The sequence below is a fragment of the Vibrio sp. 1078-1 genome, from assembly GCF_033340475.1.
Window position 1 is genome coordinate 41,933 of sequence record NZ_JAWOWM010000002.1, and the last position, 16,414, is coordinate 58,346.

11 protein-coding genes and 1 pseudogene are annotated in these 16,414 nt (G+C 41.4%); 9 read left to right on the top strand and 3 right to left on the bottom strand.

Annotation, left to right across the window (positions count from 1 at the left end; genetic code table 11):
• Positions 1–2: 2 nt before the first annotated feature.
• The 5 genes from R7190_RS04160 to R7190_RS04180 all read left to right on the top strand — a co-directional run bounded on the left by R7190_RS04160 (position 3) and on the right by R7190_RS04180 (position 5,485).
• Complete coding sequence (locus R7190_RS04160; RefSeq protein ID WP_065646503.1) at positions 3–2,090, top strand: type I-F CRISPR-associated protein Csy2; 2,088 nt, start codon at positions 3–5, stop codon at positions 2,088–2,090.
• 6 nt (positions 2,091–2,096) lie between these two features.
• Complete coding sequence (gene csy3 / locus R7190_RS04165) at positions 2,097–3,128, top strand: type I-F CRISPR-associated protein Csy3 (protein ID WP_065646504.1); 1,032 nt, start codon at positions 2,097–2,099, stop codon at positions 3,126–3,128.
• 8 nt (positions 3,129–3,136) lie between these two features.
• Positions 3,137–3,742: a type I-F CRISPR-associated endoribonuclease Cas6/Csy4 gene (cas6f, locus tag R7190_RS04170; RefSeq protein ID WP_065646505.1), complete on the top strand. Its 606-nt coding sequence runs from the start codon at positions 3,137–3,139 to the stop codon at positions 3,740–3,742.
• Positions 3,743–4,294: 552 nt separating this feature from the next.
• The gene (locus R7190_RS04175) at positions 4,295–4,702 is read left to right on the top strand and encodes a hypothetical protein (RefSeq protein WP_318137514.1); all 408 of its coding nucleotides are present in this window, start codon (positions 4,295–4,297) and stop codon (positions 4,700–4,702) included.
• A gap of 81 nt (positions 4,703–4,783) precedes the next feature.
• A complete protein-coding gene (locus tag R7190_RS04180) occupies positions 4,784–5,485 on the top strand; it encodes a hypothetical protein (protein ID WP_318137515.1) in 702 nt (233 codons plus the stop codon).
• A gap of 248 nt (positions 5,486–5,733) precedes the next feature.
• Here R7190_RS04180 and R7190_RS04185 read toward each other — a convergent pair whose 3' ends face one another.
• On the bottom strand, positions 5,734–6,645 hold the full coding sequence (locus tag R7190_RS04185; RefSeq protein ID WP_005380666.1) for an alpha/beta hydrolase: 912 nt from the start codon (positions 6,643–6,645) through the stop codon (positions 5,734–5,736).
• A gap of 354 nt (positions 6,646–6,999) precedes the next feature.
• Between R7190_RS04185 and R7190_RS04190 the strand changes: the two genes are divergently transcribed.
• Positions 7,000–10,785, top strand: a complete 3,786-nt coding sequence (locus R7190_RS04190; protein ID WP_206969667.1) for a hypothetical protein — start codon at positions 7,000–7,002, stop codon at positions 10,783–10,785.
• A 334-nt stretch (positions 10,786–11,119) separates the two neighbouring features.
• Here R7190_RS04190 and R7190_RS04195 read toward each other — a convergent pair whose 3' ends face one another.
• Together R7190_RS04195 and R7190_RS04200 are read right to left on the bottom strand one after the other, a co-directional pair.
• Positions 11,120–11,581: a hypothetical protein gene (locus R7190_RS04195; RefSeq protein ID WP_005378489.1), complete on the bottom strand. Its 462-nt coding sequence runs from the start codon at positions 11,579–11,581 to the stop codon at positions 11,120–11,122.
• 41 nt (positions 11,582–11,622) lie between these two features.
• Positions 11,623–11,857 (bottom strand): annotated as a pseudogene (locus tag R7190_RS04200) (IS3 family transposase); the annotation flags it as partial.
• Between the two features lie 385 nt (positions 11,858–12,242).
• Between R7190_RS04200 and R7190_RS04205 the strand changes: the two are divergent.
• From R7190_RS04205 to R7190_RS04215, 3 genes are all read left to right on the top strand, one after another.
• Positions 12,243–12,977 carry an RNA methyltransferase gene (locus R7190_RS04205; RefSeq protein WP_005378485.1) on the top strand — a complete coding sequence of 245 codons (735 nt, stop codon included), beginning with the start codon at positions 12,243–12,245 and terminating at the stop codon, positions 12,975–12,977.
• A 247-nt stretch (positions 12,978–13,224) separates the two neighbouring features.
• Positions 13,225–13,644, top strand: a complete 420-nt coding sequence (locus tag R7190_RS04210; RefSeq protein ID WP_005378483.1) for a CBS domain-containing protein — start codon at positions 13,225–13,227, stop codon at positions 13,642–13,644.
• 172 nt (positions 13,645–13,816) lie between these two features.
• Positions 13,817–16,123: a zinc/cadmium/mercury/lead-transporting ATPase gene (locus tag R7190_RS04215; protein ID WP_186584403.1), complete on the top strand. Its 2,307-nt coding sequence runs from the start codon at positions 13,817–13,819 to the stop codon at positions 16,121–16,123.
• Positions 16,124–16,414: the final 291 nt, after the last annotated feature.

The following is a 16,414-nucleotide window of genomic DNA, read 5'->3' on the forward strand; positions in this document are numbered from 1 at the left end:
TTATGACGAAATTAAGTGACTTATTGGCAATCGAAGACGAAGCAGTAAAGCAGGTTACGCTAAAGAAGATGTTCATGCCCTATACGGAAGAAGTCTGTGTTGAAGGGGGTGAAAAAGAAGCGTTGACGATCTTGCTCAATCTCAGCTCAAACCATAAATTAGATAGGTGCTTGGATTGGTTGGATGTTGCCCGAGCTAAAAGGCATTTAAAAGCGGCTGAGAACCTAGAGGCGTCCCTTGATGAAATTAAATGGTTCCACACTCATAATCTCAAGTTTCCAGACTGTCGAGTTAAAGATCAGCGGATACTTGCACAGGCTCTTACGACAACCGAGGTATTCATTTCAAGCGGAGTATTAGAGCAGCGCTTGGGATGGGCACATGACTCTGCGGTATATCGTCACACATTGTGGTTATTGAATCCTTTTAATTGGCAATCACAGCCCGTATGCATTCTTTCACTTATACAACAAGAAAGCCCCGTTTGGGTTGAGTTGCTCAAAGAGTTTGGTTTAGGTGCTAAGTCACTTGCTCGCTTAAAACATACAATTGAAGAACAGCTCCTTGATAATCATTTTCCCGATAGTGTCAGCCCTTTCAGCAAGCAACTACGGTTTCCGTGGGGGGATGATTATGTTTCGGTGACCCCAGTGGTTAGTCATGCCATTCAGAGCGAGTTAGAAGTAAGATCGAGAAGTCGAGAAAGTAAGCTTCGTTTTGTATCTTCGTCACTGCCTAATTCTGCAAGTATCGGGAACTTGTGTGGCAGTTTAGGTGGGCATATGAAAGCTCTTAACTACCCGCTAGAAGTCAAACCATCGAAAGGTGGGACGTTAACTGAAAGTCGCAAAAAGAGTGGTCACTACTTTGATGACTGTCAGGTAACTAACGCCAAAATTTGTCAGGTGTTAAATCACTTAATTGGATCAGAACCATCAAAAACACAGAAGCAAAGGGAGAGCGCTCGCAAGGTTAGAAGTAAGATATTGCGAAAGCAGATAGCCCTTTGGATGCTTCCTTTAATTGAGTTAAGAGATATCGTTGATGCTGACCCTAATCAACAGCAATTGGAACATGATGACACTTTAGCTCAAGCCTTTTTGGCGCTACCAGAATCGGACCTAGGCTCCTTAGCCAGTGAGTTTAATCGCCGCTTACATCTTACGTTGCAGAATAATAAGTATGCCGCCAAGTTTGCCTATCACCCTAAGCTTATGCAGCTCGTTAAAGCCCAAATTGTATGGATTCTCGAACAGCTCAGTAAACCTATTGGTAATGAAGATAAGGTAACGGGCGAGCAGTATATCTATTTGTCATCAATGAAAGTGCAAGATGCTGTCGCAATGAGCAGCCCTTACTTGTGCGGTGCTCCTTCTTTGACGGCTATTTGGGGCTTTATGCACCGTTATCAAAGAGAGTTCAATAAGCTAGTTAATAGTAATTCCCTGTTTGAATTTTCGAGTTTCTCTTTTTATGTTCGAAGCGAGAACATTCAATCGACCGCGAAGCTTACCGAGCCTAACTCGGTCGCTAAAGCTAGAACGGTTTCAAACGCGAAACGACCTACCATTCGTAGTGAACGATTGGCGGACCTAGAGATAGACTTAGTTATTAGAGTTCATAGTGAAAGCCGAATTTCAGATTTTAAGGCCGCGCTTAAAACGGCACTTCCCGTTGCTTTCGCCGGAGGGGCGTTATACCAACCACAGCTCTCGACGCAGATTGAGTGGCTAAGGACGTTTACCAGCAGGAGCGAGCTTTTCCATGTCATAAAAGGTTTGCCAGCCTACGGGCGATGGTTATGTCCAAGTGAGAACCAGCCGAGTGACTTTGATGACCTAGAGCATTTAATAACGAAAGACGCTGATAATTTGCCAGTTTCTATTGGCTACCATTTGTTAGAACGTCCGACTAAACGGTGCAACTCGATCACCGATTGTCACGCCTATGCAGAAAATGCGATAGGGTTAGCTAAGAAAGTGAACCCGATAGAAGTACGTTTTAGTGGAAGAGATCACTTTTTCAATCATGCCTTTTGGTCGATAGAATGCAGTAGCGAAACTATTCTTATAAAAAACTATAGGGGTTAATCGTTTATGGAACTTTGCACTCAGCTGAACTACGTTCGATCACTCTCTGCTGGCAAAGCATATTTCTACTATCTATCTAAAAGTGGTGAGATGTGCCCCCTTGAAATTGATAGAACTAGGTTGCGCGCACCAAAAGGTGGTTATGCAGAAGCATATAAAGGGGGCAAGTTCGTAGAAAAGAATGTTGCTCCACAAGATTTAGCTTACTCCAATCCTCAGTTCATCGAAGAGTGTTATGTAAAACCTGGTGTTGATGATATCTACTGTGCATTCCCCCTTCGAATTCGAGCCAACTCTCTAACTCCAGATACCTGTAGTGATGATGAAGTGCGTTCTAAACTTTCGTTACTTGCTAAAACATATGAAGAGCTCAATGGGTATCAGGAACTTGCTCTTAGATACGCGAAGAACATTCTGCTTGGTACTTGGCTTTGGAGAAACAGAGAGTGTCGAAGATTGTCGATAGAAGTGACCACCAGTGATTCACAAACCTTGATTGTAGAAAACGCAACAAGGCTTTCTTGGTATGGTCATTGGGATGAAGCTTCAGCAGAATGCCTAGAAAAACTTACAGCTTATCTGATGCGAGCCCTATCTGACCCGACCGAATATTTCTACATGGATGTCAAAGCTAAAATTGGAGTTGGTTGGGGGGATGAGGTTTACCCAAGCCAAGAGTTCTTGGATGATCGAGAAGATGGTGCTCCTACTAAGCAGTTAGCTACCGTAGAATTATTGAACGGAAAAGAAACTGCTGCTTTTCATGGTCAGAAAATTGGTGCAGCATTGCAATCGATTGACGATTGGTGGCATGAAGAAGCAGATAAGCCATTAAGAGTGAATGAGTATGGAGCTGACCGAGAGTACGTTATAGCAAGGCGACATGTTTCCTATGGAAATGACTTTTACCAGTTAGTCAGAAATACAGAGAATTGGATTGAGACAATGACAGCTTCTCAGAGCATCCCAAATGACGTGCACTTTATTATGTCGGTCTTGATCAAGGGTGGGCTCTTCAATTGTTCCAAAGCGAAGTAAGGATGACTATGACGAAGCGTTACTACTTCTGTATACGTTATACCCCTGTTCAAGCCGACTATGAGCTGTTAGCAGGGCGTTGTATATCTCAAATGCACCTGTTTATGGTCAATAACCGACAAGCCATGAATAAAATAGGCGTGAGCTTCCCCGACTGGAGTGATGTTACGGTTGGTCAAACCATAGCCTTTGTTGCCGACGATAAAGAGATGATGATAGGACTCTCTTTTCAGCCCTATTATTCTTTGATGGTAAATGAAGGTTTATTTGAGGTCTCCAGTGTATGTGAGGTTCCAGACAATGCTTTAGAGGTGAGGTTTACCCGTAACCAAACGATTGGGAAAAGCTTTCTGGGTTCCAAGAAACGTCGAATCAAACGTAGCATGGCGAGAGCCGAACTACTTGATGCTGGAACATCATTACCAGTCACTAATGAAGAGCGTGTCGTCGATAGCTTCCATCGAATACCAATCTCCAGCGGTTCATCTGGAGAAGATTATATTTTGTTTGTGCAAAAGGAGTTTGTCTGTGAGCGCGGTGCAGCAAACTTTAATAGCTATGGTTTAGCCACTAATCAAGAAAGAAAAGGCACGGTACCTGAGTTACATTTTTGACCCTTTTTCTAAAGCTGTTTTTTAGAGAAATAAAAACAAGCACTTACAAAAGTACGAAGAAAAAGGGTATTTTGATGAATTGTGACTTTAAGCACGCAGAATCAGATGGTTAGAGACTATATTCTACAGTGTCCTGCCGCATAGGCAGCTAAAAATTGTTTGTGTGGGATTTGGACGAATTCTAACTTGTGTCCTGCCGCATAGGCAGCTAAAAATTTTTTCTATGAATGAGATCTTTGAAGCCGATAGTGTCCTGCCGCATAGGCAGCTAAGAATAGGTCAGGAAGAAAACAACCGACCTGCTGAACAAGCAGTTAGAAGCAAAACCATCAAGTTTAGGCTTGGTGGTTTTTTGTTTGTTTATAACCGACTTTATTCATTACATTTTGTGCTAGTAAAATTACAGCTAGGACGTTTCTGCCCCAAAGTGAGTTGCGATTGCTCGATGTCTCACTTCAAAAAACTATCATTTGACCAAATTTTTCTTATGCATGTAGTGTCTATAGAAACGTTGTAGTATATAGACAAATTACTTAAGAATGAATTGAGACTATGATGTATAAGATTAAGTTGGGCGAGAGGCCTGTAGGGTATGCAATTGCACCTGTTAAGTCAGGAGATAAAGCTGCGATTGAGTACAGAGGTTTGACAATCCAATCTGAAGGTCGGGAATTTATACGAAAAGTTAAATCTCTTGATACCATCCTAAGCAAGTTGCCGACTCCATATCAACCTCACACGATTAAGACATTTGTCGCTATTATAAACAATGAATTGGAAGCAAAGGTCTACATAAACGAACCCGATGTACTTGCCAAAATATCAGTAGGCAGAGTCGGTGAAATAAAAAAAGGAGACCCTGTCCATTTAAATGACATATTGCATGTTCAAGAATTATCGTTTGAAGGAATTGAGTTCCCAAATGATTGCGCCTATTTGGTCTTGCTCGATCAGGGCTAGGATCGAGTCTTTTACTATGATTTTGGGCCACTTCTAGAGAATGAGAACAAGAGAGAAATTGATTACTCTGTTACGGATTTTTTGAGTTATGGATATAGTAGAGCATTATTCTATGAGACCTATGACGTATCTGAAGATGACTGGGTAAAAGTCACCTCATCTGGTTGGTTCCCATTTGCCTTTACAACATATGAACAACAAAAATCATTAATACAGCACATTATTTGTGATTGGGATTATTCACATATTCTAGAAGATATAAATAAAGGGTTCAGCTTAGACCATCAACAGTGGTTGGATAGTATATTTTCTAACACCGATACCTCTTTAGCAAAGCATAAGGGAAGAGTTGAAAAAGCATTAAAGTTTCATAATCAAGGAGACTATGATACAGCCGTTCATTTGCTATACCCAAGACTAGAGTCTGCTCTTAGGGATGATTTCCTAGTGTCTAATCCTGAAAAAAAAGGGCAGGATCAAAAACGTCTCTCCAAACATATTGCCCAGAATATATCTAATCGGTCATATTCATTCTCACGCTATTTCCCCGAACAATTCAGTTCTTTCTTAACTAACACGTTTTTTCACAACTATGATCCACACAGTGATACTAACCCTGCTAGCAGAAATTCAGTTTCACATGGAGCCATAGACGAATCAGCAATTGGTATGAAGGAATCACTAGTAGGTTTCTTGATTTTTGATCAAATACATAGATATATAAAATTTAACAAGTCCGTGGTTGCTGAGTTACAAAAGAACACATGCAATTCAGATGGATAAAATGATGGATATTCCCGTAGACTTTTGACCGTTCTCGATACGTTAGATTATGCAAATTTAATGAAACTATAAAAGGTTTCTAAGATGCTTTTGTCCAGCTTCGAGCTAGCTACCTCTGGCTAGTTCAACTCGCACCAAAGCTTGTTGCACTTCGATTACGTTTCCGATAGTCAGCTAGTTTTGATATGCAAAAGTAATGTGTGGCAAAACGCAAGACCTAACCCCATTTCTTTTTCTTCCTGTGCTAACTAAGTTCGTTCTAACCATGCTCGAATCTGTTTGATAACGGCTGGTATCTCACTTTCTCCTCGCTGGTTTTGAAAAGCGTGATCCAAACCAGCGAGTAACACAAACGACACGTTCGAACGCGACTGCATCAGTTGCTCTGCTTGTCGTTTCGCCTGATCAGGTGAAACGTTAATGTCTCGCTCCGACTGCAAAATGAGAATGTCGGCACTGACCCGTTCAAGTATCGTCCTTTGGTCTAACGTCAGCATCTCTTTCCACCAAGCAAAACCATGGGAGCTCATATTGATGTCCATTGTTTCAGCGCTTACCACGGCTTGCTGAAAACCCAAGAAACCATTTTTTGCATCTATCAAGGCTTCCGATGGCATAGTTTGCTCCATATTATAGAGTACATCATCAACGAAGAAGCGCCCACCAGCGTTCAAAGACACTAAGCTATCAACCGATGGAACTTGTGACGCGACCATGGCGGCAACTACGGCCCCTTCACTCCCGCCAAGTACAATAATGTGCTCATAATTACTCTCGAGTCTTTCGATCACTTGTCGGTAGTCTGCCGTGCGCTGTGTCGGTGAATCCTTTTGAATGTACGCTGTCGGGCAATCAGGGCTATCGCCATCGGGATTCCACCTGATCGCTTGGTTTAGCCCGTATTTCTCTACCGTGAGTAAATCAGCCTCTGGCGCCGTTTGAGAAAATAGGTCATTAATCGTCGTGCTGTGGGAGACGCTATTGCAATCAGAGCCTTGCATGATAACCAACAAGGTATTACTCGGATTTTCCGCCGTTTTGGTGAGGTAATAAATTAACGATGAGCCATCTTGCCGCTCGATACTATGGATAGTAGAAGACGCTTTGGCGACGCCAACAATAAGTAGCGGTATTACTAGAATTATCCGAATCAGGCCCATTTCAATCCCTTAAAATTAATATAAAAGTTAAAATATTCACCTTTTGAGCACCGCGAATCGGTAAAGTTCATTTTGCCTTTAAGATTCTGAATGGAGTGGTGACCTAAAGCTCAACCAGCGTTGTTGTCCAAGGACGTTCTGAAGCCAATCTCGGCAAACACGACTCTGCCCCAAAACAAGTTAGATTTGTTTTTTGTAACATTTCCAATAATTACTTTTGACCCAATTAATCCAATGTATCAATATGCATGTCATTGTTTATGGTTCTTCTCGAAAAATAGCACCAGAAGATGAAACAGTTCTCTCGAAAGACTGTTTACTTGCAATGAAAAATATCAAAGAAGGGAACAAGAGATGGCAGGTTGGTATGTTACGGCAAATGATATAAAAAACTGGACAGGTACACATAAGCGTCGAGCAGAAGAAGTTCTCCCACTGTTAGTTAAAAAGCTCATACTTGCCTCATGTAGACCTAATTCAATTGATTTTCCCTCTGGAGATAGTGTCGCTGTAGGTGGCTGGGATGGAATCTTAGACGTTGACGAAGGAAATGAATTCATCCCATCAGGTAAGTCTGGTTGGGAGTTTGGGACTAACAGTGATGTAAAAAAGAAGGCTGATGGTGACTACACAAAACGGACGTCTGCACCTGCACCACTTAAACGAGATGAAACAACCTTTGTATTTGCTACTTCCCGGTTATGGACAAAACGAGATAGCTGGGCAAGAACAAAGGAAACAACAAACAAATGGAAAGATGTAAAGGGGATCAACGCCGAGTCATTGGCTAACTGGCTTGAAGCGTGCCCGGCTGTCCATCGTTGGTTTTCAGAAATGCTTGGTAAACGATTTCCTACAATTCGTGATTTAGAGCAAGAATGGGGGGAGTACACAAATAAAACAGAAGTTAAATTAAATTCAAAATTTCTCTTACATAAAAGAGAGAATGAAGCCATATCGCTTACTAATATAGTGACAGCAGGTAATGCGGAAGTCCACCGTATCAAAGCGGTATCTAAAATTGAAGCCTACGGATTTATCTTAGCTACTTTGGTTAATAATGATGAGGCAAACTCTAGGTGTTTAGTCATTAAGTCCCAAGAGTCTTGGGACTTAATGACTGCCAGTGAACAAAATTTAGTTTTAATACCTCATGAATTTACGCCTAGTGGTATTGGTGTTGCTCTAGCTAACAATCATACAGTAGTTATTGCTACTGATAATAAAGATACACAAGGTGCTTCAATAAACCTGAATCGTCAATCACGAATTACTAGAGAAAGCGCTCTTAAAGAGTTGGGGTTTGACGATCGTATAGTAAGTAAAATATACCAAGATACCAAAGGTTATATTGAACCATTACTCAGGCATTCATTATTGAAGCCAATTGATTACAACCCGCCTAAATGGCCTGATATTTTTTCACCTGAAATTTTGTTTACAGTATTATTTATCTCTGAGTGGAATGAAAGTAATAAATATGACAGAGAAATAATTGAAGCTCTCTCTGGGATGCCGTACGATGAGTTTCAAAAAGATATAATACGTTTATCAAAAGTTGATGATGCTCCACTGAGACAAGTTGGTGATGTTTGGCAGGTTATTTCAAAGATGGATTTTTGGCTAACCATAGCTTCGAAAATAGCTAAGCCGTATCTAAATAAATTCGGAGAGATAATTCCTTTAGTATTATCCGATACTGATCCATCTTACGATTTACCTCCCAGTGAACGTTTTATGGCGTCTGTCAGGGGAGCCATCCCGAAGTACTCTGCTCTTCTAAAGCAAGGCGTCTGTGACTCTCTCGCATTGTTATCGACATATGTAGATGAATTTTCAGAACAACTAAGTGCTGCTTCATATTCCTCATTGATTTGTTGCTGGATTCGTAAAGTTTTTGAAGAAAACAATAATGCCAGATTTTGGTTTTCACTTGGTCGCAGTACAAACTTGCTAGCAGAGGCCGCGCCAGATGAATTCATCGGGGCAGTTGAAACAGCTTCAATAGGTGAATCACCAATTATTTTAGGCCTGTTTGAAGCTGAAGGAGATGCTTTCTCCGGAGGTTGTTATCATTCTCACCTTTTATGGTCTTTAGAACTTTTAGCATGGAACAAGCAAAACTTTGCTAGAGTATCTATGTGCTTAGCACGATTATCGGAAATAGATAGCGGAGGAAAATGGAGTAACCGTCCTTTTAATTCGCTTGTTGATATTTATCTAGGCTGGGTAAACAACACATCTGCTACACATAAAGAACGGTTGCAAGTTCTTGAGCAAGTATTGGTGCGTCAATATCCTCAAATTGCTTGGCGTTTAATGATTTCATTACTATTAAATAAAACTAATACTTCAACTGGTGTATGTAAGCCGGAATATAGAGATTGGACAAAAGATACTGAACGCTCTATTAACGATGAAGAATATTTGGGATACGTGAAGTCAATAGTCGATTTGTTGATAAAAGAATTCAAAAAAGATGTAGACAACAGGATGCCAGATCTTGTTGAGAGCTTTGATTCTTATACTGAAGAACAGCAGGTAACCATTATCAATGAATTTCTTAGTATTAATCCTGATGAGGTTAGTGATAAAGCTAGAATTAACATCCTCAGTAAGTTAAGAAACACCATTTGTCATCATAGAGAGTTTCCAGATTCTGATTGGTCTTGGTCAGAACCCTTACTGGAAAAACTTGAGGAAGTCTATCACAAAATCAACTTCACTGACGTACTAAATGCCAGCATGTTTCTTTTTAACGAGCATTCGCCAAATTCAATTAATCTGAGTAAAAATAAAGATTTAGATTACAGTGAGAGAGAAAGATTAATTTTAAAAGAGCGTATTTATGCCATAGAGAAAATTAGTGAAGATAGTTTGGAAGATCTTGTTGATAATTGTTCTCTTCCTTATTTGGTAGGTGAATGCGCATTTAAATCATCAATATGTGAAAAGCTAAAATCAATAGCTATTGACTGGATAGATGAAGAAGGCTCAAGGCGTGATTTTTCTAATGGTTTCTTTTCTGCTTTATCTTATGATGACTTTGAGGCTGCAAAGGATATTATTGTAAAAAGTGTAGGTTGGTCTTCTGTTAAAAAGGCATACTATTTATTGTTCCTTCCGCTAATAGGAAAAGTGCTAGATTTAGTAGATGAAATGCCGCTAGAAGGCCAGTATTTATTTTGGTCTAATATTAATAAACTGATTGTATCAGACAGAGACACTAATACTATATACCGCGTAATAAGAAAACTATTAGAAAATGAACGCCCGCTTTCTGCAATATATGTAGTCTCACAACTACTCCGTGAAAAAAATGATTCAAGTGAGTTGGATGTGAAACTCTTGTCAGACATTTTGATAAGAATTGCTACCAAACCGAAAGATATAGATAGAGTTCCATTCCAAAGTGTTAGTCACACCATTTTAGAGTGTATTGAAATTCTACAAGACGCAGAGGGGGTTATGGAGAAAGAGATTTGTAACATCGAGTGGGCATATTTAAATGCCTTTAGGTCTAATGAATTCTCTCCAAGGTTTTTGATAAAAAGCGTCTCTGAAGAACCTACTTTTTTCTCTCAGCTTGTTACTTGGGCTTATAAAAGAAATGACAATAAAAAAGATTCAGTTGAAGATATTTCAGACGAACTACTTTTACAACGTGCTGATATTGCGCGGAAATTGTTAGACTCAATATCAATACTTCCTAGCCAAAAAGGCAATGAAATTGATGAGAATATACTAAGCGAATGGGTTTATGAAGCTAGAAGGTACTTGAGTGATTGTGGTCGTAAAGAAATTGGTGATTGCATCATTGGAAAAATTTTGTCTCGCTGTCCTATAGGAGAAGATGGTATATGGCCGCATGAATCAGTTAGGTTTGTTCTAGAACGATATAAGAGTACAGATATTGATAATGCTTTAGCAATTGGCAGAAGAAATGCAAGGGGCGTGACGTCAAGGCATCCTTATGCTGGAGGTGTGCAAGAGCGAGGATTGGCTGAACAGTACAAAACTGATGCTGAAAGGATACAGCTCATTTACCCTAGAACGGCAAAAATTCTCTTTTCAATAGCTGAAAATTACGAGCTTGATGCTAAAGATTACGATATGAGAGTAGAGTTGATGAAATCATAATATTACAACTAGCTAAAAGTAAAATAGATTGAAGTTTTTCTCCTACTTTTCCTAATTTGAACCACCGCGCCAGAACAGGGTTTCTAGCTCGGTTTTGTCCAGAAACGTGCTAGGACGAGGACGGCTAGCGCTAACTTGTCTTTGCCCCAAGTCTATCAACTACTTATTTGTTTGAACTGTCACCCGACCGAAAAACAAACAACAAAAGTTAGATTTAGCGATGGTATCAGCGCAAAAGCTACGTTGCAGTCACTTAGATTGGATAATTTAGGGCTGGGTTTATACGAACTAGCTAAAGAGTGGAGTAAACATTTAATAGTTACTAAGGGTAAGCCTAGCTGTTCTTTGAGAAATCTAGAGCTGTGGTCGATTGATAGAACGGAGCTGAATAATCCTGAAAGATATGGTTGAACTGCTCACGGCTATCAAGCACAAAAGCAACTCGAACGTGGTCTAGGTCGTATGTCGTTAAAACAGAGCGTAACCAACCCGCCAATGAGTCCTCCAATAGCGCCCTACAGCCTACGAACCACACCCATGTTTGCTGATGACTTCGAATAATATCTAAGATTTCTGACTTGTATCGATACCCATCTCCCATTGACGTTAGGTCTATGTACACAACATTAGCACCTAGTCCATGGTTAGTGCGGTTGTACGTATCTTGAAGCTCTTTACCGCATTCACTAGCAAATGTGTGAAACCTCATCATGCCCAACTCCCAATAGCCATGTATTAAGCGTTCTGGTGTACCTACAGGCCAGCTATCAAAGGTGTATAAATTATCTTTACGCATACACAAAATTTATTTTTATGAACAGATTAGAAAAGTGGAGCCTAATGGTTGGACACATAAGCCAATACCTTAGGCGATTGATCCTGCTCAGCAGCAAATCTCTGTCTGCCAAAGTAGACTTTATCAGGGATGAGGTTATTGAGTTCCTGATGATTAAGCTCCTCATTATAAAACACGATGTAGTGCCCGATTTCAAGTTCCACTTTATGGGGCGTGCTGTAAGCTTTTAAGTTTCAGACTTCGCCATAATCGCTCAATAAAAACATTGTCGACCCAAGGATCATATGTTTCTCGAGGGACTGATAGGAATGTGGTAATTTTACAACGTTACCTTTAAGTCGTTGGTCAAATATGCAGACTTTTGATGCAATTTTATGCGAACTTTTGCTGCAAGTTGTTTTGTAACTATTTGAAATCATGTTCGTGATATGCGATCATATATTGCAGGCATCACTTTGAAAGCCCTGCGTTATCGCAGGGCTTTTTTCGTTTTTGAGCCTCCTTTTATTTTGGCTACGCTTGGTGTTCAACGTCTTCTGATGATCAAGCTTCTTGAGGTTATTTAGGTATAATTTATAATCTCATCCGCTTGATACCGAACTGTCGTGAAGATTGTTTAGGGTACGCTCGCCGAATAACCATTTTCACCTGGGATACTTTAATGATTTCAAAAAACCAATTAAAACTGCTTCGTGCTTTAGGTCAAAAGAAACAGCGTAAAGCGCATGGCTTATTCCTAGTTCAGGGTGAAAAGAACGTACTAGAGCTAGCAAGTAGTTCATTGAAGGTGAAGCAGGTTTTTGCAACAGCGGCATTTCTCGAACAAAATGCTGGTACGCTAAATCGTTTTGATTGTGTTGAAGCATCGCTTGATGAATTGACCAAAGCGAGCACGCTTGTGAGCAATAATGCGGCCATTGCTGTGGTTGAAATTCCGAGTGTAAAAGAGCCTCAAGCGAAAGGCTTGATGATTGCGCTAGATGGTGTATCCGACCCTGGTAATCTAGGTACGATTATTCGTGTTGCAGACTGGTATGGCATCAAGCACATTATTGCGAGTACAGATTGTGCTGATCCTTATAATCCTAAAACGATCAGTGCGACCATGGGCAGCTTTGGCCGCGTACAAGTGAGTTTGGTGGATTTGCCAAGTTACTTGGAACACGCCAAATTGCCAGTATATGGCGCGTTTTTGGAAGGAGAGAGCGTTCATAAAACGGATTTCGCTGCTGAAGGTATTTTGTTGATGGGCAGCGAATCTCATGGTGTGCGCGAAGCCGCAGCAAAATTCGTGACAGATAAAATCACGATTCCGGCGTTTGGCGGTGCCGAATCACTGAATGTCGCGATGGCGACTGGCATTATTTTAGACAACATGCGCCGCCAACATAGCTAACGCAACAATTACTTAATAACAAAGCCAGTCAATTTGACTGGCTTTGTTGTATTTATTGCCTAGAAAAATCAGCCTGGCTGAATCTTGCGTTTAACGAAATACAGTGAATGTTGTTCGGTGAGTTAATTTTGTTTTAGTTCAATAGGCTGTGCCTATAAATAAAATTACTCCTTTCCATTTAGTAAAATCAGGAAATTAGGCGACACTTATCTAAAGGCCGCAATAAAATGCCCTTAAGGAGATAAGAATGCATTCATTAAAAGTAAAAGATTACATGACGTTGCAAGCGGTGACTTTCACGAAAGATATGTCACTTTCGGCAGCTTTAAACAAAGTAATGCAAAGTGTCACACTAGGTGGCCCTGTCATTGATGAAAATGAAAAAGTGGTTGGGTTTTTATCGGAGCAAGACTTATTAGATAAGTTGGTGAAAGCAAGTTATCACTGCCAAGATACACATACGGTACAAGAGTGTATGCATGATGATGTCTTATCTGTTTCTCCAGAAATGTCAGTAATTGAACTGGCTGACATGATGAAAGTTGGAAAGCCGAAAATGTATCCAGTGGTGGATGGCAAAGGTAAGTTGGTTGGTGTTATCACAAGAAGAGACGTGCTGCGTGCCATAGGAATGACATTAAATGAGTGCTTTAAGCATCCCGTTTAACCTCTCTGTTTAAACTTTACGGAATATTGCTTTTAAACTGGTTTGGAAAGACGCTTCGGCGTCTTTTTTATTTTCTATCGCCGAACTGTACAAATTTATCTTGACCTTGGAGCTTACTCTAAGGTTTATCCTTAGCAATAGGTAAATCACCGATACCAATAAGGAAAAAATTATGTGTACAAAACATCAAGGTTGCCAATCTAGCAAAATCAAAACTGCGGTGCCGCTTGGTGCAAGCGAGTCATGCTGTGCGCCAGTAAAATCTTCGCTCAATATCTCTCAGGCCAGTGTTGATGTTTCTGAAAGCTCTTGCTGTAGTGGAGGAGGCTGCAGCGTTGACACAGGCGAGGAAGACGATCCCACAAGGGAGAGTAATTCCTCCGTTCGGAACGCTTGGCTTGTGTCAGGTATGGATTGCCCATCTTGTGCGCAAAAGCTTGAGAAAGCCATTACGTCTTTACAAGGCGTCAGCCAAGCCAAGGTTTTGTTTGCAACAGAAAAACTGGTCGTCGATTTTGATGGTCTAGAGCTGATAGCTACGATAGAGCAGACAGCCCAAAAAACGGGTTTCCCGCTCTCTTCACTTGATGCTCCAAAACCAAGCACTACAAAGAAAGGCTGGCTTGGCGTCATAAGAGACAACATCCAAATTCTCTCGATTGCTGGTGCAATGGCTACTGCGGCAGTAATTTCTAAGATCGACCCTCAAATAAGCGCTTGGTTATTCACTTTGACGTGTTTACTTGGTTTATACCCAATCGCGCTCAAAGCATTTAAGTTGGCGCGTAGCGGTACGCCTTTTGCGATTGAAACGTTAATGAGTGTAGCGGCGCTCGGCGCTTTATATTTAGGTGAAACCGCCGAAGCCGCAATGGTGTTATTGCTTTTCCTTATTGGTGAAAAGTTAGAAGCATATGCATCATCTCGCGCGCGAAGCGGTGTCCAGGCGTTAATGGACTTAGTCCCAGAAAATTCAATTTTAATTATTGATGGAGAGCGTAAAGAAGTACCAGCTGCTCAGCTTAAACCAGGGGATATCATAGAAGTCGCACCTGGAGGTCGTTTGCCTGCCGACGGTGTTTTGCAAGATGCGCTTGCGAGTTTTGACGAAAGTGCGTTAACGGGAGAATCTGTTCCCGTTGAACATCAAACCGGTGGCAAAGTGATGGCCGGGGCTGTGGTTGTCGATAAAGTGGTTCGCTTACAGGTGACTTCCCGTCAGGGCGAGAATGCGATAGACCGAATTCTTCATTTGATTGAAGAAGCCGAATCTCGTAAGGCACCATTAGAACGCTTTCTTGATAAATTTAGCCGTTGGTATACGCCGCTAATGATGCTGGTGTCTCTGATGGTTATCGTTACGCCGCCATTACTATTTGCCCAACCGTGGGAAACGTGGATCTATCGAGGACTCGCCCTGCTGTTGATTGCTTGTCCATGTGCATTAGTCATTTCAACGCCTGCGGCGATCACTTCTGGCTTGGCGGCAGCTGCTAAGCGGGGCGCATTGATCAAAGGTGGTGCGGCGCTTGAGTTGCTTGGCAAGGTTGAGTCTGTCGCATTTGATAAAACTGGGACACTGACGCAAGGTAAACCAGAAGTGACTGATGTCTTTGCTTTTGATATGGATGAAGACAAGTTACTTAGCCTAACTGCGTCAATCGAGGTTGGTTCAAGTCATCCTCTAGCGGTTTCTTTAGTTACCAAAGTGCAAGAGCAGGGGCTTACTATTCCTGAAGCGTTGGATAAAACCGCGCAAGTAGGCTCTGGTGTCACAGGTTACGTCGATGGAAAAATGGTCCAAGTGGTCACGCCTTCAAAGGCAGACTTTCCACTTTCTCAAGAAGCCAAAGAGCAAGTGGTTACGTTGGAACAACAAGGTAAAACGGTTGTCATTGTGCGTTTCGATGACGAGGTCATTGGCGTGATCGCATGGCAAGATACATTGCGCTCAGATGCCCAGCAAGCCATCGCAATGTTGAAGGAACTTGGGGTCACGTCGGTGATGCTAACGGGTGACAACCCGAGAAGTGCAGAAGCAATGGCAAATAGAATAGGCTTGGATTATAAAGCGAGTTTGTTACCTGCAGACAAGGTGCATTACGTCGAGAAGCTATCACAACAACATACCGTTGCTATGGTGGGAGACGGTATCAATGATGCTCCAGCCATGAAAGCTTCGAGTATCGGCATTGCGATGGGAGGCGGTACGGATGTTGCGCTCGAGACTGCTGATGCGGCGTTAACACACAACCGTTTGATTGAGCTACCTGCCATGATAGAACTGTCGCGTGCGACGCTAAGTAACATTCGTCAGAATGTCGCGTTAGCGCTAGGTTTGAAAGGTGTATTCTTAGTGACAAGTTTACTTGGTGTTACTGGGTTGTGGGTTGCTGTATTAGCCGACAGTGGTGCAACAGCACTGGTGACATTGAATGCGTTGAGATTACTTCGTTTTGAGTCCAAGCAGATCAAATAACTGACCTAACCATTAATCCCACTCATTAATAGCCCGAGGCATTCGTGTACCGGGCTTTTTTTAACCGTATTCACCTGATGCGATCAGACGTTTTTCTCGTCCTTGAAATCACGCATTGCTATGCAACAAAATGATCTAACGCCCCTTAAAGTGTGATCAATACCAGTTTTGTTTGAAATTTCATTTTCATTACATTTTGTCATTGTGATTGTGATCACTCTATGTTGGTGAAAGGTTCGCTACAGTGCATCTGTACCCAATAACTGATTAATGAGCTTATTGTTCATAAAA